Origin of the sequence: Kribbella sp. NBC_00359 (assembly GCF_036097425.1) — a bacterium.
GTDB lineage: Bacteria > Actinomycetota > Actinomycetes > Propionibacteriales > Kribbellaceae > Kribbella.
In genome coordinates, this window is record NZ_CP107975.1 from 2,927,106 (window position 1) to 2,950,856 (window position 23,751).

The 23,751-nt window shown below is 69.0% G+C and carries 21 protein-coding genes; 8 read left to right on the forward strand and 13 right to left on the reverse strand.

Annotated features, from left to right (window positions below; genetic code table 11):
- Nucleotides 1-138: 138 nt before the first annotated feature.
- Nucleotides 139-573, reverse strand: coding sequence for a hypothetical protein (locus OG876_RS14420; RefSeq protein ID WP_328525349.1), 435 nt, complete (start codon nucleotides 571-573; stop codon nucleotides 139-141).
- A 49-nt stretch (nucleotides 574-622) separates the two neighbouring features.
- Between OG876_RS14420 and OG876_RS14425 the strand changes: the two genes are divergently transcribed.
- Complete coding sequence (locus OG876_RS14425; RefSeq protein WP_328525350.1) at nucleotides 623-1,279, forward strand: winged helix-turn-helix transcriptional regulator; 657 nt, start codon at nucleotides 623-625, stop codon at nucleotides 1,277-1,279.
- Between the two features lie 45 nt (nucleotides 1,280-1,324).
- Here the strand turns inward: OG876_RS14425 and OG876_RS14430 are convergent, their stop codons facing one another.
- The 10 genes from OG876_RS14430 to OG876_RS14475 all read right to left on the reverse strand — a co-directional run bounded on the left by OG876_RS14430 (nucleotide 1,325) and on the right by OG876_RS14475 (nucleotide 10,127).
- Nucleotides 1,325-2,968: a solute symporter family protein gene (locus OG876_RS14430; RefSeq protein WP_328526909.1), complete on the reverse strand. Its 1,644-nt coding sequence runs from the start codon at nucleotides 2,966-2,968 to the stop codon at nucleotides 1,325-1,327.
- 5 nt (nucleotides 2,969-2,973) lie between these two features.
- On the reverse strand, nucleotides 2,974-3,315 hold the full coding sequence (locus OG876_RS14435; RefSeq protein WP_328525351.1) for a DUF485 domain-containing protein: 342 nt from the start codon (nucleotides 3,313-3,315) through the stop codon (nucleotides 2,974-2,976).
- 89 nt (nucleotides 3,316-3,404) lie between these two features.
- Nucleotides 3,405-4,220, reverse strand: coding sequence for a class I SAM-dependent methyltransferase (locus OG876_RS14440; RefSeq protein WP_328525352.1), 816 nt, complete (start codon nucleotides 4,218-4,220; stop codon nucleotides 3,405-3,407).
- A 38-nt stretch (nucleotides 4,221-4,258) separates the two neighbouring features.
- Nucleotides 4,259-4,996, reverse strand: a complete 738-nt coding sequence (locus tag OG876_RS14445; protein ID WP_328525353.1) for a glycosyltransferase family protein — start codon at nucleotides 4,994-4,996, stop codon at nucleotides 4,259-4,261.
- Complete coding sequence (locus OG876_RS14450) at nucleotides 4,984-5,799, reverse strand: hypothetical protein (protein ID WP_328525354.1); 816 nt, start codon at nucleotides 5,797-5,799, stop codon at nucleotides 4,984-4,986. Before OG876_RS14450 ends, OG876_RS14445 begins: the two co-directional genes overlap by 13 nt.
- On the reverse strand, nucleotides 5,799-7,220 hold the full coding sequence (locus tag OG876_RS14455; protein ID WP_328525355.1) for a hypothetical protein: 1,422 nt from the start codon (nucleotides 7,218-7,220) through the stop codon (nucleotides 5,799-5,801). Before OG876_RS14455 ends, OG876_RS14450 begins: the two co-directional genes overlap by 1 nt.
- A 10-nt stretch (nucleotides 7,221-7,230) precedes the next feature.
- Nucleotides 7,231-8,355 carry an aminotransferase class I/II-fold pyridoxal phosphate-dependent enzyme gene (locus OG876_RS14460; protein WP_328525356.1) on the reverse strand — a complete coding sequence of 375 codons (1,125 nt, stop codon included), beginning with the start codon at nucleotides 8,353-8,355 and terminating at the stop codon, nucleotides 7,231-7,233.
- Nucleotides 8,356-8,357: 2 nt separating this feature from the next.
- On the reverse strand, nucleotides 8,358-9,341 hold the full coding sequence (pseB, locus tag OG876_RS14465; RefSeq protein ID WP_328525357.1) for a UDP-N-acetylglucosamine 4,6-dehydratase (inverting): 984 nt from the start codon (nucleotides 9,339-9,341) through the stop codon (nucleotides 8,358-8,360).
- 98 nt (nucleotides 9,342-9,439) lie between these two features.
- A complete protein-coding gene (locus tag OG876_RS14470) occupies nucleotides 9,440-9,910 on the reverse strand; it encodes a type II toxin-antitoxin system VapC family toxin (protein WP_328525358.1) in 471 nt (156 codons plus the stop codon).
- Complete coding sequence (locus OG876_RS14475) at nucleotides 9,900-10,127, reverse strand: AbrB/MazE/SpoVT family DNA-binding domain-containing protein (protein ID WP_328525359.1); 228 nt, start codon at nucleotides 10,125-10,127, stop codon at nucleotides 9,900-9,902. Before OG876_RS14475 ends, OG876_RS14470 begins: the two co-directional genes overlap by 11 nt.
- 111 nt (nucleotides 10,128-10,238) lie before the next feature.
- Between OG876_RS14475 and OG876_RS14480 the strand changes: the two genes are divergently transcribed.
- Nucleotides 10,239-11,261 (forward strand): PseG/SpsG family protein, encoded by a 1,023-nt coding sequence (locus OG876_RS14480; RefSeq protein WP_328525360.1) that lies wholly within the window; start codon nucleotides 10,239-10,241, stop codon nucleotides 11,259-11,261.
- Here the strand turns inward: OG876_RS14480 and OG876_RS14485 are convergent.
- A complete protein-coding gene (locus OG876_RS14485) occupies nucleotides 11,254-13,404 on the reverse strand; it encodes a hypothetical protein (protein WP_328525361.1) in 2,151 nt (716 codons plus the stop codon). The genes OG876_RS14480 and OG876_RS14485 overlap by 8 nt on opposite strands.
- A gap of 144 nt (nucleotides 13,405-13,548) precedes the next feature.
- On the opposite strand from OG876_RS14485, the gene OG876_RS14490 reads away from it, so the two are divergent.
- From OG876_RS14490 to OG876_RS14515, 6 genes are read left to right on the forward strand one after another with little or no spacing between them, the layout of a single operon-like run.
- Nucleotides 13,549-14,532, forward strand: a complete 984-nt coding sequence (locus OG876_RS14490) for a glycosyltransferase family 2 protein (protein ID WP_328525362.1) — start codon at nucleotides 13,549-13,551, stop codon at nucleotides 14,530-14,532.
- 12 nt (nucleotides 14,533-14,544) lie between these two features.
- Nucleotides 14,545-15,297, forward strand: a complete 753-nt coding sequence (locus OG876_RS14495; RefSeq protein ID WP_328525363.1) for an N-acetyltransferase — start codon at nucleotides 14,545-14,547, stop codon at nucleotides 15,295-15,297.
- 50 nt (nucleotides 15,298-15,347) lie between these two features.
- On the forward strand, nucleotides 15,348-17,627 hold the full coding sequence (locus OG876_RS14500; protein WP_328525364.1) for a glycosyltransferase: 2,280 nt from the start codon (nucleotides 15,348-15,350) through the stop codon (nucleotides 17,625-17,627).
- Entirely contained in the window at nucleotides 17,627-18,448 is an 822-nt protein-coding gene (locus OG876_RS14505; protein WP_328525365.1) for a hypothetical protein, read from the forward strand. The genes OG876_RS14500 and OG876_RS14505 overlap by 1 nt, the downstream gene beginning before the upstream one ends.
- Entirely contained in the window at nucleotides 18,441-20,177 is a 1,737-nt protein-coding gene (locus OG876_RS14510; protein ID WP_328525366.1) for a hypothetical protein, read from the forward strand. Before OG876_RS14505 ends, OG876_RS14510 begins: the two co-directional genes overlap by 8 nt.
- Nucleotides 20,177-22,414, forward strand: a complete 2,238-nt coding sequence (locus tag OG876_RS14515) for a glycosyltransferase (protein WP_328525367.1) — start codon at nucleotides 20,177-20,179, stop codon at nucleotides 22,412-22,414. The genes OG876_RS14510 and OG876_RS14515 overlap by 1 nt, the downstream gene beginning before the upstream one ends.
- Here OG876_RS14515 and OG876_RS14520 read toward each other — a convergent pair whose 3' ends face one another.
- The gene (locus tag OG876_RS14520; protein WP_328525368.1) at nucleotides 22,415-23,689 is read right to left on the reverse strand and encodes a class I SAM-dependent methyltransferase; all 1,275 of its coding nucleotides are present in this window, start codon (nucleotides 23,687-23,689) and stop codon (nucleotides 22,415-22,417) included.
- Between the last annotated feature and the right edge of the window lie 62 nt (nucleotides 23,690-23,751).

Here is a 23,751-nt window from a genome sequence, read left to right on the forward strand (position 1 = left end):
CGCAAGGGAAGAGCCGCCACGCGAAGTCGGAAACTTGCTCTAGTTCTGCTCGTTTCTTGCGCGACGCTGGCCTATTGTTACGGCATGGCTACGCGAGCGTCAACGCCTTGTGACGCTTGGTGCGGCTTTGGTCCAGCGTCAGGAGTAGTCGCCGGAGAACCAGCGGGTCGGGGTGAAGCTGAAGAAGACGATGGTGCTGTCCGGGTTGTCGACCTCGGAATGCGCGAACTGCTGCGCGGCCTCCTCCGGCATGTACCGGCGCGTGATCGTCAGCATCTGCTCGATCGTCGGCCGGGTGGCCGAGTCCAGCGTCGCCTCGACCGCGACGTACTTCGCCGGCCAGTTCTCATCCTGGACCAGGAACGTGACGACGCCCGCCGACTTGATCGCCTCGCCCCGGGCGGTCGTCCGGCCCTGGGTGTTGGTGAACATCGTCAGCGCGCCGTCCGGCTCGTAGGCGTAAAACGTCGGCACGGTGGTCGGCGGCAACCCGTCGGGCCGGCCAACGCTCACCACCCCGATGTGCTGACCGGCCAGGAACTCCTCGCGCTGCTGCTTCGTCATCGTCGTCATGCAGCAAGCTTGCAAAAAACAAGTAAACTCTGTCAAGTAGACTGAAGGGATGACGACGAAGACCTACGGTCAGTACTGCGGGGTCGCCCGGGCGCTCGAGCTCGTCGGGGAGCGCTGGGCGCTGCTGATCGTCCGCGACCTGCTCGTCGGCCCGAAGCGCTACACGGATCTGCGCTCCGGCCTGCCGAAGATCCCGACCAACGTCCTCGCCACCCGGCTCAAGGAGCTCGAGAGCGCCGGCCTGGTCGAGCGCCACGTGCAGCCGCGGCCGTCGGGCGCGATTGTCTACCAGCTCACGCCGTACGGGCTGGACCTGGAGCCCGTCGTACTCGCGCTCGGCCGCTGGGGAGCGCGGTCACTCGGGGAGCTCCGGCCGGGCGAGATCGCCACCGCGGACTCGCTGGTGATGGCGCTGCGGTCGACGTACCACCCACCGAAGCGCGGGACCGGCAAGCTCGCCTACGAACTGCGTTTCGGCGACATCGTCGTGCACGCGCTCTGCTCCGGCCCGACGCTGACGGCGGCGCCCGGCCCGTTCCCCGAGCCCGCGCCGGCCGACCTGGTCGTCGTCGAGGCGATGGCGCCGCTGACACCGCTGCTGACCGGTGCGATCGACGGCGCGAAAGCCCGCGCCGACGGGGTCGTCGGCAAGCAGGCAAGCGCGGCCAACCTGGATCTGTTCGCGACGATCTTCCAGATCAACTGAAAGGGCCGGCTCGCAGAACGCGAGCCGGCCCTTTGAGTGCCAGAACTAGTGCTTGGCCACGCCTTCCGCGCCGGCGCCGGTGTGGGACCGGACGGAGAGCTCGTGGTAGCGGTCCTCGCTCGACTTGTCCCGGCCGAGGTGCGTGCCCAGGATGCCGAACAGGAAGCCGAGTGGGATCGACACGATCCCCGGGTTCGACAGCGGGAACCAGGCGAAGTCGGCGCTGGTGATCATCGAGGTCGGCTTGCCGGACACCACCGGTGAGAACACCACCAGGACGACGGCCGAGATCAAGCCGCCGTAGATGCTCCAGACCGCGCCGGCGGTGTTGAACCGCTTCCAGAACAGGTTGAACAGCAGCGCCGGCAGGTTCGCGGAGGCCGCGACCGCGAAGGCCAGTGCGACCAGGAACGCGATGTTCAGCTTCTGCGCCGGGATCGCCAGTGCGATCGAGATCGCGCCGATCCCGATCGCGGCGAACCGGGCCACCCGCAGCTCACTCTTCTCGGACGGCTTCTCCTTCGCGATGACGTTGGCGTAGAGGTCGTGCGCGAACGACGAGGCCGAGGTCAAGGTCAGACCGGCGACCACCGCGAGAATGGTCGCGAACGCCACCGCCGCGATCAGCGCGAGCAGGATCGACCCGCCCAGCGAACCCGCACCACCGCCGACGGACTCGGCCAGCAGCGGCGAGGCGACGTTGCCCTTCGACTCGGCCACGGCCGAACCCTTACCGGTGTCCAGCAGTGCGGCCGCGCCGAACCCGAGGGCCAGCGTCATCAGGTAGAACGCGCCGATCAGACCGATGGCCCATTGCACCGACCGGCGCGCGGCCCGCGAGTCCGGCACGGTGTAGAAGCGGATCAGGATGTGCGGCAGGCCCGCCGTACCGAGGACCAGCGCGAGGCCGAGCGACAGGAAGTCGATCTGACCGGTCAGGTCCTTGCCGTACAGCAGTCCTGGCTGCAGGAACGCCTCGCCCTTACCGGACTTCGCCGAGGCCGCGCCGAGCAGCTCGGAGAGGTTGAAGTGGAACTTCAGCAGCACCAGGAAGGTGATCAGGACCGCGCCGGCCATCAGCAGCACGGCCTTGACGATCTGCACCCAGGTCGTGCCCTTCATGCCGCCGAAGGTCACGTAGATGATCATCAGTGCGCCGACCAGGATGATCACACCCGCCTTCAGGCCCTCGCTCTTGACGCCGAGCAGCAGCCCGACCAGCGCGCCGGCGCCGACCATCTGGGCCAGCAGGTAGAAGATCGACACCACGATCGTGGAGGTGGCGGCCGCGGTCCGGACCGGCCGCTGCCGCATCCGGTACGCGAGCTGGTCGGCCATCGTGAACCGGCCCGAGTTCCGCAGCAGCTCGGCGACCAGCAGCAGCGCCACCAGCCAGGCCACCAGGAACCCGATCGAGTACAGGAAGCCGTCGTACCCGTAGAGCGCGATCGAGCCGGAGATGCCGAGGAACGACGCCGCGGACATGTAGTCACCGGAGATGGCGAGGCCGTTCTGCGCGCCGCTGAACGAGCGGCCGCCGGCGTAGTAGTCGGCGGCGGTCTTGTTCTGCCGGGACGCCCACCAGGTGATGTACAGCGTCACGGCGACGATCGCGCCGAACAGCGAGATGGTCAGCGCCCGGTTGCCCGGCTCGGCGTCGGCCAACGGGATCAGGGCGGGGATGCTCAGCGCGCTCACCGGCGGCGCTCCCTCTTGTACTTGGCGTTGAGCCCCTGGGCGAGCGGATCGAGCTTCCGGTTCGCGAACCGGCCGTACAGCGCGGCGATCACGAAGGTCGACACGAACTGCAGCAGGCCGAAGATCAGCGCCACGTTGACGTGCCCGACCACCTTGTGGTCCATGAAGCCACGGGCCCAGTTGCAGCAGGCGACATAGGCCAGGTACCAGGCCATGAACGTGATGGTCCACGGCACGACGAAGTTCTTGTAGCGCCGTCGCAGCTCGGTGAAGTCGGCTGTCTCGTACACCGCCTCATAGGCGCGGGCGTCGCGCTCGCGCACCATTTGCTCGTCCATGAGATCCCCTTTTGCTGGACACGAACAGGTGCACGTTAGCCGCAAGTCGCGGGTTTGTGACCTACCGCAACCAAAACGTTTCGCCGGTTTTAGAGATGCGGGGCGACCGGCGCGTCGAGAGTACGGCGGTAATTCGCCAGATCGCTGGGACGAGCGCGGTAACAGTCGGTGAAATACGGCATCCGCAGCGGCTCCGGTGGACGCGCGGTGGTGTCGTAGAGAGCGTTGACCTGGTCCAGCACCGCCTCGCGACGGGACTCGGTCAGGACCGCGATCCGGGAGTGCGACAGGGCCAACTGCCGCAGGCCCATCCGGTCCAGGTCGTGCCAGTGCCGGAACCGGGCGGTCTCCACCAGGGCGAACAGATCCGACTGCAGCAGGATCGGCATCGGGTCGAACCGGTCGCCGCCGATGTGGTCACTGCCCTGCATCGCGTGCACCATCCGCCGGACCCAGGGGACGACGGTGTCGGCGTGGTTCCAGAGCAGGCCGAGTACGCCGTTCGGCCGCAGGACGCGGGAGATCTCGGGCAGCGCGCGGGCGTGGTCGAACCAGTGGAAGGCCTGACCGACGATCACCGCGTCCACCGAGGCGTGCGCCAGCGGGATCGACTCGGCCGCACCGACCATGGTGTCGATGCCGGGTCGGCGGCGGCAGACCTCGAGCATCTCCTGCGACGGGTCGACCGCGACCACATCGTGCCCGAGCCCGGCGGCCACCGCGGCGAGCTTGCCGGTGCCGGCGCCCAGATCCAGGACCTGCAGTCCGCGGCCCGGGCCCAGGATCCAGGTCAGCGCCTCGGCCGGAAACGTCGGCCGGCCGGCGTCGTACGCGGCCGCTACTGCGCCGAACGACTTCGCGCGGGCCTCGTTCGCCGGCTCGGAACCTGGATCATCGGTGGTCATCACCGCAAATCATGCCGCAGCCGCAGCCTCGCGCGCTCTCACTCGCCGAGCTTCTTCTGTTCGATGTGGGCGTTGAGCGTGGCCAGTTGCGGATTCGCGTCAAGGATCGCGACCAGTTCGGCGCAGTTCAGCGTGGTCGCGTCGAAGTCGTCGATGAGGGCGTCGAGCAACTTCCAGTCGTCCGGGGTGTCCAGGGTCAGCCGGTACTGCGCTCCGCCGCCGGACCAGGGCAGGTTCAGCAACCGCATCTCGCCGGACCGGTTCTGATGCAGGTACGGCGTCACGTGCTCACGGTCAGGTCGCAAGGTCGCCTTGGCCTCGGCGTCGTACAGCCGGGCCGCGGAGAAGATCTCGTAGTCCATGCCCCGGGGGTAGGTTCGCTCGAGGCAGTTCGAGACGTAGAGATCGAGATCGTTCTCGGTCCGCCAGCGATCGACGCCGGCGGCAACGACCTCCGGATCGATCAGCGGGCAGTCCGACGTCACCCGGACGATCCCGTCCAGACCGTGCTCGCGGGCCGCTCCGGCGAAGCGGCTCAGGACGTCGTCCTCGCTGCCGCGGAAGACCGGGACCCCGGCGTGCTCGGCCACCTCCAGCACGACGTCGTCGTTGAAGTTCGTGGTGGTCGCCACGATCACCGGAAGGCCGGTGCCGCGCAGCCGGTCGAGGTGATGCTCGAGATAGGTCCGGCCGCGGACGCTCAGCAGGACTTTTGCGGGCAGCCGCGAGCTGGTCACCCGGACCTGCGTGACGATGCCAATGGTCAGGGGTTCCATCGGAACAACTCCCGGATCTCGGCCGGGCCGGCGAGATGGCCGGCGCCCAACTCGGTGTCGGTGAACTCACGGGCGATCGCGGGCGGCACGAACGGCTGATCCAGCTCCGGCCACAGCCGCTTGATCCTGGCCTGCCCGCCGAACGAGGGATGTTCGTGTTCCAGCACCATCGGGTCGCCGTAGACCCCCGGCTGCAGGCCGATCGACGCGCCGTACAGAACTGCGGAACTCAGCCGGTTGGACGCGACCCGCGTGTGTCTGCGGAGTTCGCGCAACTGTTTGACCAGGAACTTGGCGTCTGTCCGGCGCCAGTGCAGGCCTCGATAGCCATGGGTGATGACGCGGAAGCCGGCCTCCTGGTAGAGGTTGCGGATCTCCTGCTTCTCGTACTCGTTCCAGTACAGGCAGACGGTCACCGGGCCGGTCTCATGCTCGTTGATCGAGGCAATGAGCCGGCCGTGGTCGCCCAGCACGTGCTGGCCTTCCCAGCCGTGGAACGGGTAGAAGATGGTGCCCGCGGCACCTTTTGCCGGTGTGGCGAGCTCGGGGTTCACCGCGAGCAGGTAGAGCCAGACCGATCCGATCACCGAGTAGTTGCGCAGGCCCATCGAGTGGCCGCGCCGGCGGACGCTGTCGGACCAGACGAACTTCGGCATCCCGGGCGCGAACGTGGTGCCGTGGGCGAAGCCGTCCAGGATGTTCCAGCCGTGCTGCAGGTAGCCCCAGATCCGGGGCGGCTTCGCGAGTCCGGCGTACGACGCCATGATGTTGGCGTGCCCGTAGAAGTGGTTCGCGTGGTGCATCAGCGGCGCACCTTCCGGAGCAGGCGCTTCGCGCGGCGGCGGATCACCCGGGCCGGGTTGAGGACCGCGTGGCCGACCCGGTAGGGCAGCGACCGGCGGATCCCGCTGACCGTGCCCTCGAACAGGATCGCCCGGGCGCTCGCGTGCGCCAGCTCGTCCGCGAGCCGTGCCACGGTCGCGAGCTGCTCGGCACTCCCCATCGGCCGGATCACCTCGGCCGAGGCTGAAACCTCTTCTGTCACAGTGATCCCGGCCATCGACGCCAGTCGCGCCGTCAACGCGTGCGGATCGCCACCCGCAGGCCATGGTTGCCGTGAGCCACTTTCCAGCACCCGCCGCGCGAACCGGGTGAGATGCGTGACCACATCCCCGTCCTGCGCCTCCCCGAACAGCCGGTACGACGCGCCGTCCAGGATCACGTTGTCCGGCGAACCCGCACCCCCGCCGCCGAGCCAGGCAACGTAGTCAGGAATGATCCGGCGCAAAGTCGCCTGGTCATCGACCCGCAAGGCGGCAAGGAGGTACTCCTCCAAGAGGACACCGGAACCGCTGGGGACAGCTGCCTCCGGCAGCACGCTGGGGGCGGCGCCCTCGGGTCGGCTGCTGGGCGCCTGGCCGTCGGCTCTGCCGACGAAGTACCACGCGGGTGCGAGATCCCTGCCCAGGCCCGCCTCGGCTGCGTCCAGAACCAGGCGGTACGGATCCATCAGCGTTGGACCTGCGTTGCGCGCGGCAACAGCCTTGGCGGCGGCGACAGCCGCCAAGCCATCCACCGCGGTGAGAGCCACCTCGGCCTCGACCAAGGATGGGAAGACTGCGTAGGTCTGGGCGACCTCGATGCCTGCGTCGCTCAACGCGGTTTGTAGTGGTTTGAGGCCGGCGGGGGCGGTGTCGGCTACGTCGCGGGCCCAGTCCTCGTCGCGGGGGAGGGCCGCCGTGATCACGGGCTGGATCAAACGTTCGACGCCGAAGGAGTTCTGGGCGCCGAGCAGTAACCGGCCGGTCGGAGCGAGCCGTGACTGGAGACGGGCGAGGGCCTCGGTCCAGGTCAGCTTCGGAGTGTCCGGGCCGACGAGCCGCTCCAGGCCATCGAGCGCGATGATCACGTCGTATGTCTCGTCGGCGCCGAAGCGGTCGAGGGCGCCGCAGAAGACCTGACCCTTGGTGTCGTCGAGGAGTTCGGCGATCTCCTCCGCGTCCGGGGCCGAGCGCAGCAGCAGGTCGACCGACGTGACACGGGTGGCGACAGTGGTGATCACATCGACGGCGTGCGGGCCGGCGATCAGGACGGAGTCCCCGGGCTGGAGGGCGGCGGCCAGGAGTGCTGTGGCTGCGGGGGCGGCGGCCGCGGGGCGGGCGTCGACCGGGTGCAGATCCGACCAGTTGAGCATCTCTCCGCCGATCAAGTTCGATCGGGTCACATCAGTCACGTTAACGAACCAGCTTCGTCAGAGTGTCGATCACCCGGTCGACATCGGCGTCGGTCAGGTCGGGGAAGAGGGGCAGCGACAACTCCTCGGCGTAGAAGGCCTCGGCGTTCGGGCACAGGCCGCGCCGGTATCCCTGCCGCGCGAAGACCGGGTGCCAGTAGACCGGAATGTAGTTCACCTGGACGCCGATGCCCGCCGCCCGCATGCCTTCGAACACCTCGCGGCGGCGGCCGCCGAGGACGCGGATCGGATAGAGGTGCCAGGCCGGATCCACGCCGGCCCGCTGCACCGGCGTACGGAGGCCGTCCACGCCGTGGAACGCTTCGTTGTAGCGGGCGGTGATCTCGGCTCGGCGGCGCTTGAAGTCCGCGAGCCGGGTGAGCTGCGACAACCCGAGCGCGGCGCCGAGGTCGGTGAGCCGGTAGTTCACGCCGTACTCGTGCACCTCTTGATGCCACGGACCTTCGCCGGTGATCTCGAACCGGTCCGGGTCGCGGACGAGGCCGATGAAGTGGAACTCGTGCGCCCGTTGGCCGATCGACGGATCCTTGCACACCACCGCGCCGCCTTCGCCGGTGGTGAGGTTCTTGGTCGGGAAGAACGACATCGTGGTCACGTCGGCCAGATCCCCGACCGGCCGGCCGCCGGCGAAACCACCGATCGAGTGCGCCGCGTCGGCGAGAGTGCGCGCGCCGACCCGGTCCGCCAGCGGCTGCAGTACGGCGTACTCCGCGGCCTGGCCGGCGTAGTCGACGGCCGCGATCACCTTCGTGCGCTCGGTCAGTGCCGCCTCGACGGCCGATGGATCGATCAATGCGGTGTCCTCGTCGACGTCCGCGAAGACCACCTTCGCCCCGAGCATCGCCGCGCAGGATGCCGTCGCGACAAAGGTCATCGGGGTGGTGACGACCTCGTCACCCGGTCCCACGCCGAGCGCGGCGTACGCGATGTGCAGGGCCGCGGTCCCCGACGTACAGCTGACCGTGCGGTGTCCGCCGGCCAGCTCCGAGACGGCGTTCTCGAAGGCCGTGACAGCCGGCCCGGTCGTGAGCCAATCGCCTCGGAGTACGGCGGTGACCGCCGCGATGTCCGCCTCAGAAATGGACTGACGTCCGTACGGCAACATTGCTAGACGTCGCTCTCCAGGATCTTGCGGATCTCGTCGATCGAGTACCACAGGTCGTTGGTGTCCGACGCGTAGTGGAACCCGTCCGCCACCGGGATGCCGTCGGCCGGTGGGAGATAGCCCCAGCTGGCCAGGTCGGGCTGGAGCACGAACCGGTGGCCGAGCGCGAGCGCGCGGCGGCCTTCCTCCGGGCTGATCATCTCCTCGTGCAGCTTCTCGCCCGGGCGCAGGCCCATGTCGTGCATCTTCGCGCCGGGCGCGATCGCCTCGGCCAGGTCGGTCACCTTCATCGACGGGATCCGCGGCACGTAGAGCTCGCCGCCGGTCATCAGGTCGAACGAGTCGACCACGAACTCGACCGCCTGCGGCAGCGTGATCAGGAACCGGGTGCAGCGCAGGTCGGTGATCGGCAGCGACTGGCCGGCCGCGTGCAGGGCCCGGAACTTCGGGATGATCGAGCCGCGGCTGCCCATCACGTTGCCGTACCGGACCACGGCGAAGCGGGTGTTGTACGCCGCCGCGTAGTGGTTGCCGTTGATGAACAGCTTGTCCGCGGTCAGCTTGGTCGCGCCGTACAGGTTGATCGGGCTGGACGCCTTGTCGGTGGACAGCGCCACTACGCGCTTCACGCCGGAATCGATTGCGGCCTCGATGACGTTCTGCGAACCGACCACGTTGGTCTGGACGAACTCCCACGGGTTGTACTCACCGCTATCGACCTGCTTCAGGGCGGCCGCGTGGATGACGTAGTCGACCTTGTGCATGGCGCGCAGCAGCCGGGACCGGTCCCGGACGTCGCCGAGGAAGAACCGCAGCCGGGGATCGTCGCCGAACAGCTGGCGGACCTCCCACTGCTTGAGCTCGTCGCGGCTGAAGACGATGATCCGGCGCGGGTTCAGCTGGTCCAGCGCATGCCGGACGAACGCCCGGCCGAAGGACCCGGTGCCTCCGGTGACGAGGATGTCGGAGCCGGTGAGGATGGACACTCGAGCGGGACCCTTCTGACGGACAGTTCCGAGCACCGTACGCGCAGTGCAGACTCGAACAATAGCTGCCCGTTCCGCTGCTCTCTCAATCCCGCGTCTCAGCCGGGCGTGATCAAACGAACGCTGGGGAAGTACGTCCGGAATGGACGGTGGTCGCGGGTGATCACCTGATAGCGCTGCACCGCGGCATGTGCGCCGATGTAGAAATCCGGCAGCGGCGAGGTCTTCACGCCGCCGCGGCGACGGTAGGCCACGAAGGCGTGCGCGGCCAGGAACCCGGCCGGGAACGGCAGCGGTTCGCGCCGGAAGTCGCCGGCCGGGAGCGCGGCGTCGACGTCCTCGATCCGGTCGAATCCGGCCGACACCTCGGCATAGACGATCGGGTTGATCACCAGCTCGCCCTGGTCCCGGGCGTCCGCAACAGCCGTCGCGGACCACTCGCCCCACTCGCGGTCGTCGGTCAGGATGTCGAGCAGCACACAGGTGTCGACGAGGGTGACGGGCGGCTCGCCCGCAGCGGGGTCGGCGCGCCGCGCGCCGAGCAGCCCGGAGGTGCGGTCAGTCGCCACGCAGCAGCTCCATCAGCTCCTCGGTGCTCATCGCGCTCGTCGCCCGCCCGCGCATCTCGCGCACCAGCCGCTGCCCGCGGCTCTCCGCCTCCGCGACCCGCACGATCCGCAGCCCGTCCGCCGCCTCGACCACGGTCACCTCGTCCCCCTCGTGCAGGTGGTGCTTCCGCCGGAGCTCGGCCGGAATCGTCACCTGGCCCTTGCTGTTGAGTCGCATCCTAGCCTCCTACGTAGTACGCCTCCTACGTATTACCAGTCTATCCACAAGTGCGGATTCTCACCCGGGGTCCGCGGCCGAAAGCGGATATGCAGCCGATACGGTCGGGGCGTGAAACGCGTCGGGGTGCGGTGTGACGTCGGTCCGGGGCAGGGGATCGGGCACGTGATGCGGTGCCTGGCGCTGGCGGAGGAGGTACGGCGGCGCGACGTCGAGATCGTGTTCGTCTGCGACGCGCACACGGTGCCGTGGGCCGCGGAGCAGATCGCGGCCCGGGGGATCGGCGTGGAGCGGGCGGTGTCGACACCGGGCGAGCATGGTGAGCTGGTCGGCCGGCTCGGCCTCGATGCGGTGGTCTTCGACGCCTACGACCTGGACCCATCGGTCTACCGTGCCGTCCGGGCGACCGGTGTCCCCACCCTGGCAGTCGTCGACGGCGACTTCCGCGGCGCCGAGGCGGACCTGCTAGTCGACCAGAACCTCTATGCCGAGCTCGACCACCCCGAGCTGCCACCCGGCACGATCCGGCTCGCCGGCCTCCAGTACGTGCTGATCCGCGACGAGATCCTCACCCTCCGCCCGTCCGAACCGCCCGCGCCGCGGCAGGTCGCCGTACCGAAGGTGTTCGCGTTCTTCGGTGGGACGGACGCGTTCGGCGCCGGTGCGCCCGTGGTCCACGCGCTCGCGGCGACCGGCGTGCCGTTCGAGGCCACCGTGGTCGCGCCGACCGCGGACCTCTCGGCGCGGATCGCCGCGATCCAGCTCCAACCAGGGCAACACGTCAACGTGATCCCACCGACCGATCAGCTGGCGGCGGCGGTTCGCGCGGCCGATCTGACCATCAGCGCATCGGGTACGTCGACTTGGGAGCTGCTGTGTCTCGGTGCGACGGCCGGACTCGTCTGTGTCGTGGACAACCAGGTGATGGGCTACGAGCGCGCGATAGCCACCGGTACGGCGGCCGGCGTCGGCGTGCTGTCCGAGCTGAAGGACGAGCCGTCGCCGGCGGCCGCCGTGCTCAAACGGCTGCTGACCGATCCGCTGGAGCGCGCCCGTCTCGCTGCGGCGGGCTGGAAGCTCGTGGACGGCCTCGGCCGCGCGCGTGTGGCCGACGCGCTGCTGGCGCTTATCTGAGCTCGTAGATCGTGGCGTCCAGCGTGGCGTGGCGGAGCCGGACGTAGTTGCGGAGCGCTGGTGACACGTCGCCGGCTCGATGGTCGGCGTACAGCCAGCGCACGCCGGCTGTCCGCAGCCGTTCGATCGCCGCGGGCGTCGGGGCCTTGAAGGCGGCGTCGTTGGCGGCGAGCTCCTCGCGGTTCCAGTACGGGATCAAGCTCGGGTTCCCACCGGTGGTGAGGGCGATCCGGTTGGCCTGGTTGGAGTACGACCAGCCCTCGATCAGCACCGGCCGCTCGGACAGGGCGGCAAGCCAGAAGTGCCGGCTGTCGCAGAGGCCGTTGCGTTCGATGATGCAGTGCGCGTTGGTCGCGACCAGATCGCCCGGTGTGCTGTTCCGGCGCAGCCATTGCGCCGCACCGGCCTCGGCCGCGGTCGCACCACCGCGGAAGGGGTGGGCAAAGACCAGATCGGACGCCTTGCCCGATACGAACGCCTGCAGTGGGACCAGCGTCGCCCCGATCATGCTCGCTGCCACCGCACCGGCCAGCAGAGCCACGAACACGTTGCCAGGCCGCCGGAACGCCTTCCATGCAAGGGCGACGACCACAGCGACCGTCCCGAGCACGGCAGCCGTCCATAGCCAAGGACCCTTGATCCCACGCAGGTCCGCCGACTCCGCTCGAGCGACAGCGAGTCCCGCCAGCCCGAGCAGTCCGGCCACACCCACGAGCACCACGGCCCGCCGATCGCCCAGTCGCCCGACCAGGTTCGCCAGCCCGACCGACGCGAGTACGGCGACAACCGGAAAGGCCGTCCGCAGGAAGTACAGCTGGCTGACCCCCGACTGTGTCGTCAGCAGCGTCCCGAGCAACCCGGCGACCGCGAAGCCCAGCAGGAACACCGCCCCGGTGTCCCGCCACTTCCGCCCGACGAACAGCAGTCCGGACGCCGCCAATCCCCAGCTCAGCAGGGTCGTTGCTGCCGACAACAATTGGGCCTGCGGGTTCGCCACCAGCATCGGGTACGGCGCCAGTTGGACGAACGTCTCGAACGGCTTGATCTGCGTCCCCCACGTGCTGCCGCCGAAGATCGTGATCAACGCGGCCAGGAACACCACGAAGGACAACAGTCCACCGAGCAGCGCCGTACGCGTGCTCTTCCGGGCCATCCCCAACTGCAGGAACGCGAAAGCGAACCCGAGCCCCAGCAGCGGAAGGATCGTCGACTTCGCCCCGGCCGCGACGAGGGCGAGCAGGATCAGCAGCACCCACCGGCTCTGCGGCGCCCCCGACCGCAACAGATCGACCGCGACGATGCACAGCGCCAGTGCGATCAGGACGCCGAGGTTCTGCGTCGGACTCAGGTACGCCGCGACCGCGGTCGAGATCCCGCCGAGTCCCTGATCAGCCAGTGGTTGCACCGCCCCACCCAGCCCGGCGATCAGGACGGCCAGCGGCCCGGCCCAGGTCGCGCCCGTCTCTGCGGTCGGGGTGAACCGGGTGGTCAGCGCGAAGACCAGTCCGCACCCGGCGAGGAACAACGGCAGCCAGCTCAGCGAGTGGATCAGATCGGTCAGGTCGATCCGCGTCCCCCAGGCCGTCGCGGCGGTCGCCTGGTGGAAGAACGTGTGGTACTTCATCGGCTCGCCACCGAGCCACAACGTCGAGATCGGTACGTCGTACTTCGCACTGGCGGCCAGAGCCTGCTGGAAGGCGAGGTCCGGGTACGCCCGCAGCGGATCCGTGTACGCCGGCAGGAACTGACCCGGTCCGCGCCGGTAGACGATCAGTACGACGACCGCCGTCGACGCGGCGAGCAGCCACGCCTGCAGTGGTCGCAAGGGCTGGTCAACCCGCCGCCAGACCCGCGCTCGGACGTCGCTATCCGCATAGGTGAGCAGCAGTACGACGGGCGCCCAGACCCAGGACCAGGCCTGCAGCCCGATCGACGCGCTGGCCAGATACACGATGACCTGTGCGGCGGTGCCGACCGCGAACCCGGCGGCGAGGTCCTCGACCAGGTTGCGTCCGTAGCTGCCGATCAGCCGCCACAGCGCGAACCCGGGCAGCGCGACCGCGAGCCCGGTGAACAGGACGAACCGGCCGAGTTCGAAGAAGGTCGAGTGCAGGGCGAGCAGGACGATCGCGAGAATCAGCACCGTCAGTCCGGCCGCCAGACCGGCAAGGGAGGGCCCCGCTGTTCGCGGCCCCCGCCGCCTCGCCCTCGCGCGCATGTCGTAACAGTAATGTGAAATCTGTTGCGTCACGAATGCGGAGTGTCACCGCTAGTAATGTCCCGAAGTATGCGAACCGATCAGCCGGCGCTCTCCGTCGTCGTACCGATGTACGACGAGGAGGAAGTGCTGCCGATGTTCTTCGCGCGGATGCGGCCGCTGCTGGACGGACTCGGGATCTCCTACGAGCTGGTCGTGGTCGACGACGGCAGCCGCGATCGGACCGCGACGCTCCTGCTCGAGGCCGCGAAGGACTGGGCTCAGCTGCGGGTGGTCCGGCTGCTCCGGAACAGTGGTCATCAGGCCGCGCAGTCGGCCGGCTTTCGCCGGGCCCGGGGCGAGTACGTGGTGACGATCGATGCCGATCTGCAGGATCCGCCGGAGGTCATCGCCGAGTTCCTGACCGCCGTACGCGACCAGGACGTCGATGTCGTGTACGGCGTTCGCTCGGACCGGTCGAGTGACACCTGGCTGAAGCGGACGACCGCGCGGATGTACTACCGGCTGATGTGCCGGCTGGTCGGCAAGGAGATCCCGTTCGACGCCGGGGACTTCCGACTGGTGTCGCGCCGGGTGGTCGACGCCGTGAACTCGCTGCCGGAGGACGGCCGGGTGTTCCGGTTGGTGATCCCGTGGCTCGGCTTCCCGAGTGCGGAGGTGAAGTACGTCCGCGCGGAGCGGGCGGCCGGGACGACGAAGTACAGCTTCACGAAGATGCTCCGGCTGGCCTTCGACAGCGTGACCGCGTTCTCGGCCGCGCCGCTGCGGCTGGCGACCTGGCTCGGGCTGCTCGGTGGGATGTTGTCGGGCGTGTTCGTGATCGGTGCACTGGTCATCAAGCTGACCGGGCGCAGCATCCCGGGCTGGACCTCGACCGTGCTGGCGGTCAGCGTGATCGGCGCGATCCAGTTGCTCTGCCTCGGCCTGCTCGGCGAGTACGTGGCCCGCCTGTTCCAGTCGAGCCAGCGACGCCCGCAGTTCCTCGTCGGCTACGACAGCCTCGAGGACCACGGACACCACACCTTCGCCGAAACGATCGAGGAAACCGACTAAGCTCCGTCCTCTATGAGTTGGTACGACGCGCTCGAGGCCGGTGAGTTGACCGTGCGGCCGTCCGTGGACGCGGCGAAGCGGTTCGGCGTCTCGATCGACCGGATGTCCGTGTCCGCCTCGGCCGGTACGCCGCTCGCCGAAGTGCTGTCCGCCGTCGAGAGATCGACCGCCGACGTGATCGTGCTGCGCTACCCCGCCCGCGAGACCACTTGGTTCGCGGCGCTGACGAGCGGGCCGCGGCAGGCGCTGCTGGCCGACACCGTCGTCTTCTGGTCGCTCCCGACCGGCAAGGGCCGCCGGCCGGCGCCACTGGCCGGGTTCAGCGCGCAGGTCGAGCCCGCGGCCGACGACGTCCTGGTCGACGACGTGGCCGCGGACGTCTTCGGCGACTCGGGGAACCATTACTGCGCCAACCCGCAGTTCGACCGGACGCTCGCCCTGGCCGGCCGGCAGGACTGGGCCCGCCGGCGGATCGCCGACGCCGGCGCGGTGGTCCTGCGCGGGCCGGACCGCCGGGTGCTCGCGCTGGCCGCGATCGACCAGCAACGCTCCTGGACCGAGATCCAGCTGGCCGGCGTCGTCCCGGCCGAGCAGGGCCGCGGCCGGTACGGTCACCTGCTCGCCGCGATCGAGGACGCTTGCACGAGCCGGCGCCTGGTCGTGTCCACGCAGGCGCACCACACCGGCATCCAGCGGGTCTGGGCCCGGTACGGATTCGAGCCCGTGCATAACCTTCTGACGGTTCACCTCGTTGCCGCTACGTAGAAAGTGCTTGGGGGAGCACACCTAGCTGCAGCGAGGGGAGTTTTGCCGGAGTGACGCCGCGGCTGAGCGTGGTCGTGCCTCTCTACAACGTCGGTGAGTACGTCGAGCCGTGCCTGGACTCGATCGCCCGGCAGACGTGGAGCGACTTCGAGGCGATCCTGGTCGACGACGGGTCGCCCGACGACAGTGCGGTGATCGCCAAGGAGTTCTGCAGCCGGGACTCCCGGTTCCGGCTCGTCCAGCAGGACAACGCCGGGCCCGGTCCGGCCCGGGACACCGGGATCCGCGCGGCGTCGGGGGAGTACCTGGCGTTCGTCGATGGCGACGACCTGGTCTCTCGGCACGGGTTCGAGTCGCTGATCCGGACCCTCGACCGGACCGGGTCCGACTTCGCCGGCGGCAACGCCCGGCGGTTCAACAACAGCTTCGGGGTCCGGCCGTCGTGGTTGCACCGGCAGCCCTTCGCCCGCACCCGGAACGCGACCCACGTCTGCGAGGTCCCCGACCTCGTGCTGGACCGGATGCTCTGGAACAAGGTCTACCGGCGCTCGTTCTGGGACGAGTTCGGCTACCGCTTCCCGCCGATCCGCTACGAGGACTACCCGGTCGCGCTGAAGGCGCACCTGGACGCCGTGACCGTGGACACCATCACGGCTCCGGTCTACTACTGGCGCGAGCGCGAGTCCGGTGAGTCGATCACCCAGCAGAAGTTCCAGCTCGGCAACCTCCGCGACCGGGTCGTCTCGGCCGGGATGGTGATGGACCTGGTCGAGGACGGCCTGCCATGGATTCGCCGGCGGGTGCACGCGCATCTGGCCCAGATCGACGTACTCACGCTGATGTCTGCGTTCGGTTCGGTGCCGGTCGAGGAGGAGCAGCACCTCGTCGAGCTGGCGCAACTGCTGCTCGGCCGGCTCGACCCCTCGGTCCTGGCGGCCACTCACCGATACGACCGGATTCAGCATGCCGCGCTTCGCGCCGGTGACGTCGAGCTGCTCCGGCGGCTCGCCTTGTTCCGCAACGACGGCGGACTCCGCGGCGGTGCTCGGGCAGTGCCCCGGCCGCGGTCTCGGCAGCTCGATTACAACTACCCCGGCCTGCGGGCGGCCGTCGTACCGCAGGAGTTGTACCGGGTGTCGGACAAGGACCTGACGCTGGCGACGAGCGTGCGCGAGGTCGCGTGGGTCGACGGCGCACTGTCGGTCAAGGGCACCGCCGAGATCCGTCACCTGGAGACCGAACGCTCCTCGAGCCTGCAGATCTCCTTGGTCATCGAGGACGCTCCGCACCCGCTTCAAGTACGCCGGTACGACGCGCTGGACCTGCACGGTGACACGACGCGGGTCGGATTCGAGGTCGTGCTGGATCGCGAGCTGCTCGCTCTGTGCACGGGTGCTCCGGCGCACTTCGCCGTACAGATGACGTCCGGGCGCCGGCGCCGGCGGGGCACGCTCGGCGGGCAGGGGCCGGGCAGTCCTGGGTGGCCGCCCGGCGCGTGGATCGACGACGCCAGCTGGATTCAGCCCGGCCCGGGCAAGAACGGATGGTTCGCCGTCCGGCGGCTCACGGATCCTTGCCGCGTGACGTCGGTCGAACCGGCGCCGGATGCGCTGGTACTGCACGGCCGCTCGTCGTTCGACGAGCCGTCGTTGTTCGTCACCCGGCCGATCGTGGGCGGCGAAGAAGAGATCCCGCTGGAGGTCGACGGCCGCGACTTCACCGCGAGACTGCCGATCGCGGACCTCCTGGCGCAGGCGAATCCGGACGACCCTTTCGGTCAGCGGACGACGCGGTCGTTCCGGCTCCGCGGCCCCGAGGGACAGCAGCGGGTGTTGCTCTGGACGGCTGGTGAGTCCGCGGTGTCCCGGACCGAAGGCGATCGGGTCGTGACGGTGACGCGGTCGACCGGCGGGTACGTGAACCTGCACGAGTCCCCGATCCGGACGACGGCCACCTCTGTCGTTGCGATGGGCAACATGGTGGTGGTGCGCGGGTCGCACTGGCGTGACGTCGGCTTCGGTTGGCGGCGCTACCTGGCCGACTCCGACGACCACCTGGACGTCGCGTGCCGCCGTACCCTGTCCGGCGACGACTGGGAAGCGGCGGTCGAGGTGGACGCACTGATCCCCGCGGCGGCGGAGCGGGTCTCGGACGACCCGTTGGCCTCGCTGGCGGACTGGATCCTGTTCGCGACCGCGCCCGGCGGCTCGTCGCATGCCGTGCAGTGTGAGCCCTTCCTGTACAGCCGGTTGCCGTTGACCATCTCGCGAGACGCGCACGTTCTCGCCGTACGGCCGCATGCCGGCACGTTGCACGTGGAGGTCCGCTGATGCATCACCACAACCACTACTACGGCCAGACGCACATCCTCAGTCGCTACGCGGGTTTCGACTTCGATCACCCGCCGCGGTTGCGCGGCTATCTGCAGCACGGCTGGAACATCGGCTGTGGGTGGAACCCGGTGCACGAGTTCTACGACGGCGCCTGGCGCTTCACCTGGAGCGACGCACCGCGACGGCGCGGGCATGCGCTCGGCCGGCGGAACTACCACAGCATCGGCGCGCCGTTCCTTTACCTGCTGGAGCTCGAGAAGGAAGCCGAGCCGGTCGAGCGCGAGGGCACGCTGTGGTTCCTCTTCCACGGGTGGGAGGGCGGCAAGATCCACGGCGACCATCAGCGATTGATCGACGAGATCCGCGAGACCGAGCCCGGGCCGGTGACCTTTTCGTTGTATTACACGGAGTACGACCGTCCCGAAGTGCGCGGATTCTACGAGGACGCGGGCTTCCGGGTGGTGTCGTTCGGGCGCCGCGGGTTCTCGTACGAGGGGACGGACCGGCGCTTCCTGTTCAAGCAACTGGCCGAGCTCCGGCGGCACAAGCGGGTCGCCGCCAACCGGTTGTCGACGGCAATCTTCTACGGCGTCGCGGCCGGCTGCGAACCCGCGGTGTACGGCGACCCGATGGAGATGGACGGCGAGAACCCCTTGTTCGGTGGGCAGAGCCGGATCGAGCGGCTGTGGCCGGAGATGCTCGGTCCGTCGATCGACCTCGAAGCCGCCCGGGCGACCACCGACCTGGAGCTCGGCAAACCCTGGATGATGCCGCCCGCGGAGTTGCGGATGCTGTTCGATTGGAGAGAGCGTGTCTGACCTGCAGGTGGTCCTCGGCGAGATGCAACCGTGGACCGACCGCGCCGACCACCATCCGGCCCTGGCCGCCGTGCTGGCCGACGTCCTCCCCAGCGACCGCCGCACCCTGATCGTCGGCCCGCACTCTCGCCCGCTGATCTCGGCGGTCCTCGACCGGACCGCCGACGCGACGATCCTGGTCCGCTCGGTGTCGGATGCCGAGGAGCTGGCTGCGGAGTTCGCCGACCGCCTCCAGGTCGTCGCCGGCGCGCTGGACGGCCTTCGCGCCGAGCCGTTCGAGGTGGTCATCGCCGCTGACGGTCTTGATCGGGTTCTTGGCTACGACAGCGGGAACCTCAGCTGGACCGAGCGGTTGCACGCGTTGGCGGCGCTCGCTGCTCCGGACGCGGTGGTCGTGCTCGGTCTCGAGAACGAGTTCGCTCTGGTGAATCTGCTGGACAGCCGTCCGGCGGACGAGCGCCACGGCGACGACGAGTGGCGGCCGCTGCACGACGACCCATCGCGCCCGGTCTCGGTCTCTCAGTTCGAAGCCGCGTTGCCGTGGACGGCGGCGATCTATGCCGACTTCGGCTCGCGGGCCCTCGTAGCCGCGGAGGTCGCCGCGGCCGCCCGGCCGGGTGAGTTGCCTACGCGTCTGGCCGCGGATGCGTTGGAAGCGGCCGACGTTCCGCTGCTCTCGTCTATCGCCCAAGGTGTCGACTCCGCCGCCCGGGCTGGCCTCTTGCCCGCTATCCCCACCGCGTGGCTCGCAATCTCCGGCGTCCCGGCCGCCCACGCCGTCTACGCCCAGACCGGCCCGGCCGTTCTCACTGCAGACCAGGGCCCCGCCGGTTGGCGGACGACCGTTACCTCACCGCCCATGGCCGACCGCTCCACGGCCGATCACCCCGAGGCCGACAGCCTCGCGGCGGCAGTCGACTCCTTGGCGTCCGCGACCACTCCTGTGTTTGACGCGAGCGTCGTCCCGGCTGCTGTTCCCGGCGGTGTGACCGTCGAGTCCGTTCTCCTCCGGCTGGCAGCCGCCGAGGACGTTCCCGGCTTCCGGAGACTGGCTGCCTGCCTCGGGGACTGGGCTGCTGACTCGCGGGTCGTGCTTCGGTGGGACGACGTCGTGGTCGATGGAGACACCTTTGCCTACGGGGTTTCGCCATGGGTGACTGCGGAACCGACGGACAAGGCGGACCTGCTGGCGGCGGCCTGGTATCGGTTCCACGATCGGTTGATCGGCGACCATCGGCGCCACCCGTGGCCGCCGTGGATGGTCGGCGACGATCTGGTGTCCACCTGGATGAGCATGTCCGGCGTCGAGCTGCCGGAGCCGGTCCAGGCGACCTCACCCGACACCGCACCGGCCTCCGCCGGACATGTTGCCCGCGGCAAGGAACTGGCCGCCGCGCTGGCCGCTGTACTCGAGACACGCGAGCACGCGGCCGCCGACGTACGCACCGCACTGGCGGATGCCGAGGCTGCGCGGCGCGAGCTGTTCGAGCTGAAGGGGCATGTCTACGGTCTCGAGCGCACGCTCGGATTCCGCAACAAGGCGATGAAGACGCGCGAGAACCGCATCCGCGAGCTTCGGATCCAGCTGCAGAAGCTGACCGCCGACCACGAGCGCATCCGCGGATCACGCACGTACGCCCTCTCCCGGGTGGTGTTCCACGCCGCCCAGGTCCGCAAGCCGCGGGTAGTGGCCCGCAAGCTCCGCCGTCGCCTGCGGAGCTTGCGGTAGTGAGGCCCCGGCTCAGCGTGGTCGTGCCGTTCTACAACGTCGGCGCGTACATCGGCGACTGTCTGGAGTCGATCGCACGGCAGACCTGGACGGATTTCGAGGCGATCCTCGTCGACGACGGCTCACCCGACGACAGCGCGGTGATCGCCAAGGAGTACTGCATCCGGGACTCGCGGTTCCGGATCGTCGCGCAGGACAACGCAGGACTCGGACCCGCGCGCAACACCGGTGTCGATCACGCCGTCGGAGAGTACGTCGCCTTTGTCGACAGCGACGATCTGGTCACTCGGCACGGCTTCGGCATGCTGGTCCGGACCTTGGACCGGACCGGCTCGGACTTCGCCGGCGGCAACGCACGGCGGTTCAACAACAGCTACGGGGTCCGGCCGTCGTGGCTCCACCGGCAGTGCTTCACCCAGGACCGGCTGGCGACCCACGTGTCGGAAACGCCTGACCTGGTGCTGGATCGGATGGTCTGGAACAAGGTTTACCGGCGCTCGTTCTGGGACGAGTTCGGCTTCCGGTTCCCGGCGATCCGCTACGAGGACTACCCGGTCACCCTGAAGGCGCATCTCGCGGCGGTCACCGTCGACACGCTCGCCGCTCCGGTCTACTACTGGCGCGAGCGGGAGTCGGGCGACTCGATCACGCAGCAGAAGTTCCAGCTCGGCAACCTCCGCGACCGGGTCGTCTCGGCCGGGATGGTGCTGGATCTGGTCGAGGACGCCCTGCCGCCGGTGCGCGAGCGGGTGCATTCGCATTTCACCCAGATCGACCTGCAGGCCCTGTTGACGGCTTTCGGCACGGTTCCCGCGGAGGAAGAGCAGCAGCTCGTCGAGGTCACTCACGAGCTGATCGACCGATTGGACGCATCGGCGCTCGACGGAGCGTCTCGCTTCGACCGGCTGCAGTATGCGGCGCTTCGGGCCGGTGACGTCGAGCTGCTCCGGCGGCTCGCGGTGTTCCGCGACGGACAACGCCAGGACGTGCGTGCGGTACGGCGGTCGGGGCGGTGGCAGCTCGACTACCCCGGCGTGCGCGAGGCCGCCGTACCGCAGGAGCTGTACGTCGCGTCGGAGCAGGACCTGACGCTGGCGACGAGCGTGCGCGAGGTGACGTGGGTCGACGGCAAGTTGTCGGTCAAAGGCACGGCCGAGATCCGGCACCTGGAGACCAAACGCGCCTCGAGCCTCCGCATCGCACTCGTCATCGCCGGCAGGCCCTATCCGTTGAAGGTACGGCGGTATGCCGAGACCGATCTGCACGGCGACGAGGCTCTGGTCGGGTTCGAAGTACTGCTGGATCGTGAGCTGCTCGCCAAGTGCACGGCCGGTCCGGCGCACTTCGACGTGACGATGAGGTCCGGCCGCGTACGGCGGCGGGACACGCTGCGCGGGCAACGGGCCGGCAGCCCGGGATGGCCGCCGGGCGCGTGGATCGACGACACGAGCTGGATTCAGCCGGGTCCCGGCAAGGATGACTGTTTCGCCGTTCGGCGGCTGACCGATCCGTGCCGGTTGACCTCGGTCGAGCAGACGCCGGATGCGCTGGTGCTGCATGGCCGGTCGAGGTTCGACCACCCGGTCCTGTTCGTCACCCGGCCGGTGGCGGGCGGCGAGGAAGAGGTCCCGCTGGAGATCGACGGCCGCGATTTCACCGCGAGGTTGCCGATCCGGCCGATCATCGAGGAGACGAATCCGGACGACCCGTTCAGCCAACGGACGACGCGGGCGTTCCGGATGCGCGGTCGCGAGGGTCAGGAGCAGGTGCTGTTGTGGACGGCCGGCGACCGGCTGGTCTCGCATGCCGAGGGCGGCCGGGTGGTGATGCTGACCCGGTCGACCGGTGGGTACGTGAACCTGCACGAGTCCCCGATCCGGATGACGGCCACCGCTGCTGTTGTTGCTGGCAACATGTTGGTGGTGCGCGGGCCGGATTGGGGCGACATTGGGTTCAGCTGGCGGCGGTACCTGGCCGGCTCCGACGACTACGTGGACGTGGCCTGTCGCCGTACCGTCTCGGACGACGGGTGGGCGGCTGTGGTGGACGTGGATGCGTTGCGGAGGGACGAGGTCCCGGCGGACTGGATCTTGTTCGCGACGGCGCTGGACGGTTCGTCGCATGCCGTGCAGTGTGAGCCGTTCCTGTCCAGCCGGTTGCCGTTGACGATGTCGCGTGACTCGCACACTCTCGCCGTCCGGCCGCTGGCGGGCACGCTGCACGCCGAGGTGCGCTGATCAGCGGCGCGCGACCAGGAGTTGGTGGGTGTCCGGCCAGTCGATCGGGTCGCCATCGGGTGAGGTGAGGAACGCGACCGGCGCGATCCGGTGCTCGATCACCCAGTCGTTGCGCCAGGCCTTCGACGCCGGATCGATGTGGAACCCGGCCCGCTCGGCGACTGTGGACCAGCCGGCGAAGTTCAGGCCGCAGAACTGTTCGTGCGTCTCGCTCAGCCAGTTGTCGACGTAGTCCTTGCGGGTGAGGAAGTCCATCGCGTCGGCCAGCCGGAGCACGAGCCCGTCGCCGCGGACGCCGTACTCGAACGGCACGTTCGCGTTCCGCCGGAAGTCGTGGGCGAACTGGAAGAACCGAGCCCGCGTGGACAGACCGTTCACGTACGCCGCTGGGTCGTCGAGGGATTCGAGTTCGGTGATGCCGTCCGGATTGGCGCCGTCGCTGTCGTGCAGCCGCAGTACGACGGATCGGTCCGGCTCGGCGGGTCCACAGACGTCGGAGTTGATCCAGACACCGCCGGGTGCGGTGTGCGCGAAGAGCGCGTCGGCGAACCGCTGGACGGTGTCCGGTCGCGAGCCGTCGGCGTACGACCAGATCTCGTGGGTCAGCGCGAGCGTGAGCGTGGTGTCGATCGACCGCGGGGGGAAGACGGCCGAGCCGAGCATGTTGCGCTGGTAGAAATAGACGTTCGGGTTGTGGAACAGGCCTTGTTCCTTCTTGTGCACGCATTCGGCGTACAAATGCCGGGCGACCTCGACACCGATCAGGTCCGATTCGTGGAACCGCGGATCGCCGTCGATCAGTTGTAACGTCGCGCCGGTCGCGCAGCCGATGTCGAGAATGCGGCCGGGCCGGACGAAATCCTTGATCTGCTGCCATTTCCGGCCCGCAGCCGTTTCGAACGCGTCGGCGTATGTCTTGTAGTCGCGGGTCGTGGTGAGCCCACCGTCGTCGCCGACCACCGGGTCGTTCACACACCGCCGGATGTGTGCGTCCAGCGCGTACCGCTCGAACACGTCCACGGTCGCCGGATGTGCGAGGTCCCGCCACTGATCATTGCCCTCAGCAATCATCAGCAACACGTCCCACGGCCGCGCCGTACCCTCCGGCTCGACCCCGACCACCGCGAAGCCGAGCTGTTCGTACAGCTTGCTCACCTCAGGCGTGGAACATGCCACCACCGTGTTCTCCGGCGTCAACCGCACCAGGTCATCGGTGCCGGCCTCGATGGCCTTGACCGTCACCTCGGCGAACTCGTCCGTAGGCGGCGTATCCACCACCCCCACCACCAACGACCGAATCCCCGTGTCCACACTGAACCGCTCGATCGCCGCCTCGT

Bases quoted from the DNA above. Each gene is read 5' to 3' on its own strand.
- OG876_RS14420 (WP_328525349.1), bottom strand. From the start codon at position 573: ATGACGACGATGACGAAGCAGCAGCGCGAGGAGTTCCTGGCCGGTCAG.
- OG876_RS14425 (WP_328525350.1), top strand. From the start codon at position 623: ATGACGACGAAGACCTACGGTCAGTACTGCGGGGTCGCCCGGGCGCTC.
- OG876_RS14435 (WP_328525351.1), bottom strand. From the start codon at position 3,315: ATGGACGAGCAAATGGTGCGCGAGCGCGACGCCCGCGCCTATGAGGCG.
- OG876_RS14440 (WP_328525352.1), bottom strand. From the start codon at position 4,220: ATGACCACCGATGATCCAGGTTCCGAGCCGGCGAACGAGGCCCGCGCG.
- OG876_RS14445 (WP_328525353.1), bottom strand. From the start codon at position 4,996: ATGGAACCCCTGACCATTGGCATCGTCACGCAGGTCCGGGTGACCAGC.
- OG876_RS14450 (WP_328525354.1), bottom strand. From the start codon at position 5,799: ATGCACCACGCGAACCACTTCTACGGGCACGCCAACATCATGGCGTCG.
- OG876_RS14460 (WP_328525356.1), bottom strand. From the start codon at position 8,355: ATGTTGCCGTACGGACGTCAGTCCATTTCTGAGGCGGACATCGCGGCG.
- OG876_RS14475 (WP_328525359.1), bottom strand. From the start codon at position 10,127: ATGCGACTCAACAGCAAGGGCCAGGTGACGATTCCGGCCGAGCTCCGG.
- OG876_RS14490 (WP_328525362.1), top strand. From the start codon at position 13,549: ATGCGAACCGATCAGCCGGCGCTCTCCGTCGTCGTACCGATGTACGAC.
- OG876_RS14495 (WP_328525363.1), top strand. From the start codon at position 14,545: ATGAGTTGGTACGACGCGCTCGAGGCCGGTGAGTTGACCGTGCGGCCG.
- OG876_RS14505 (WP_328525365.1), top strand. From the start codon at position 17,627: ATGCATCACCACAACCACTACTACGGCCAGACGCACATCCTCAGTCGC.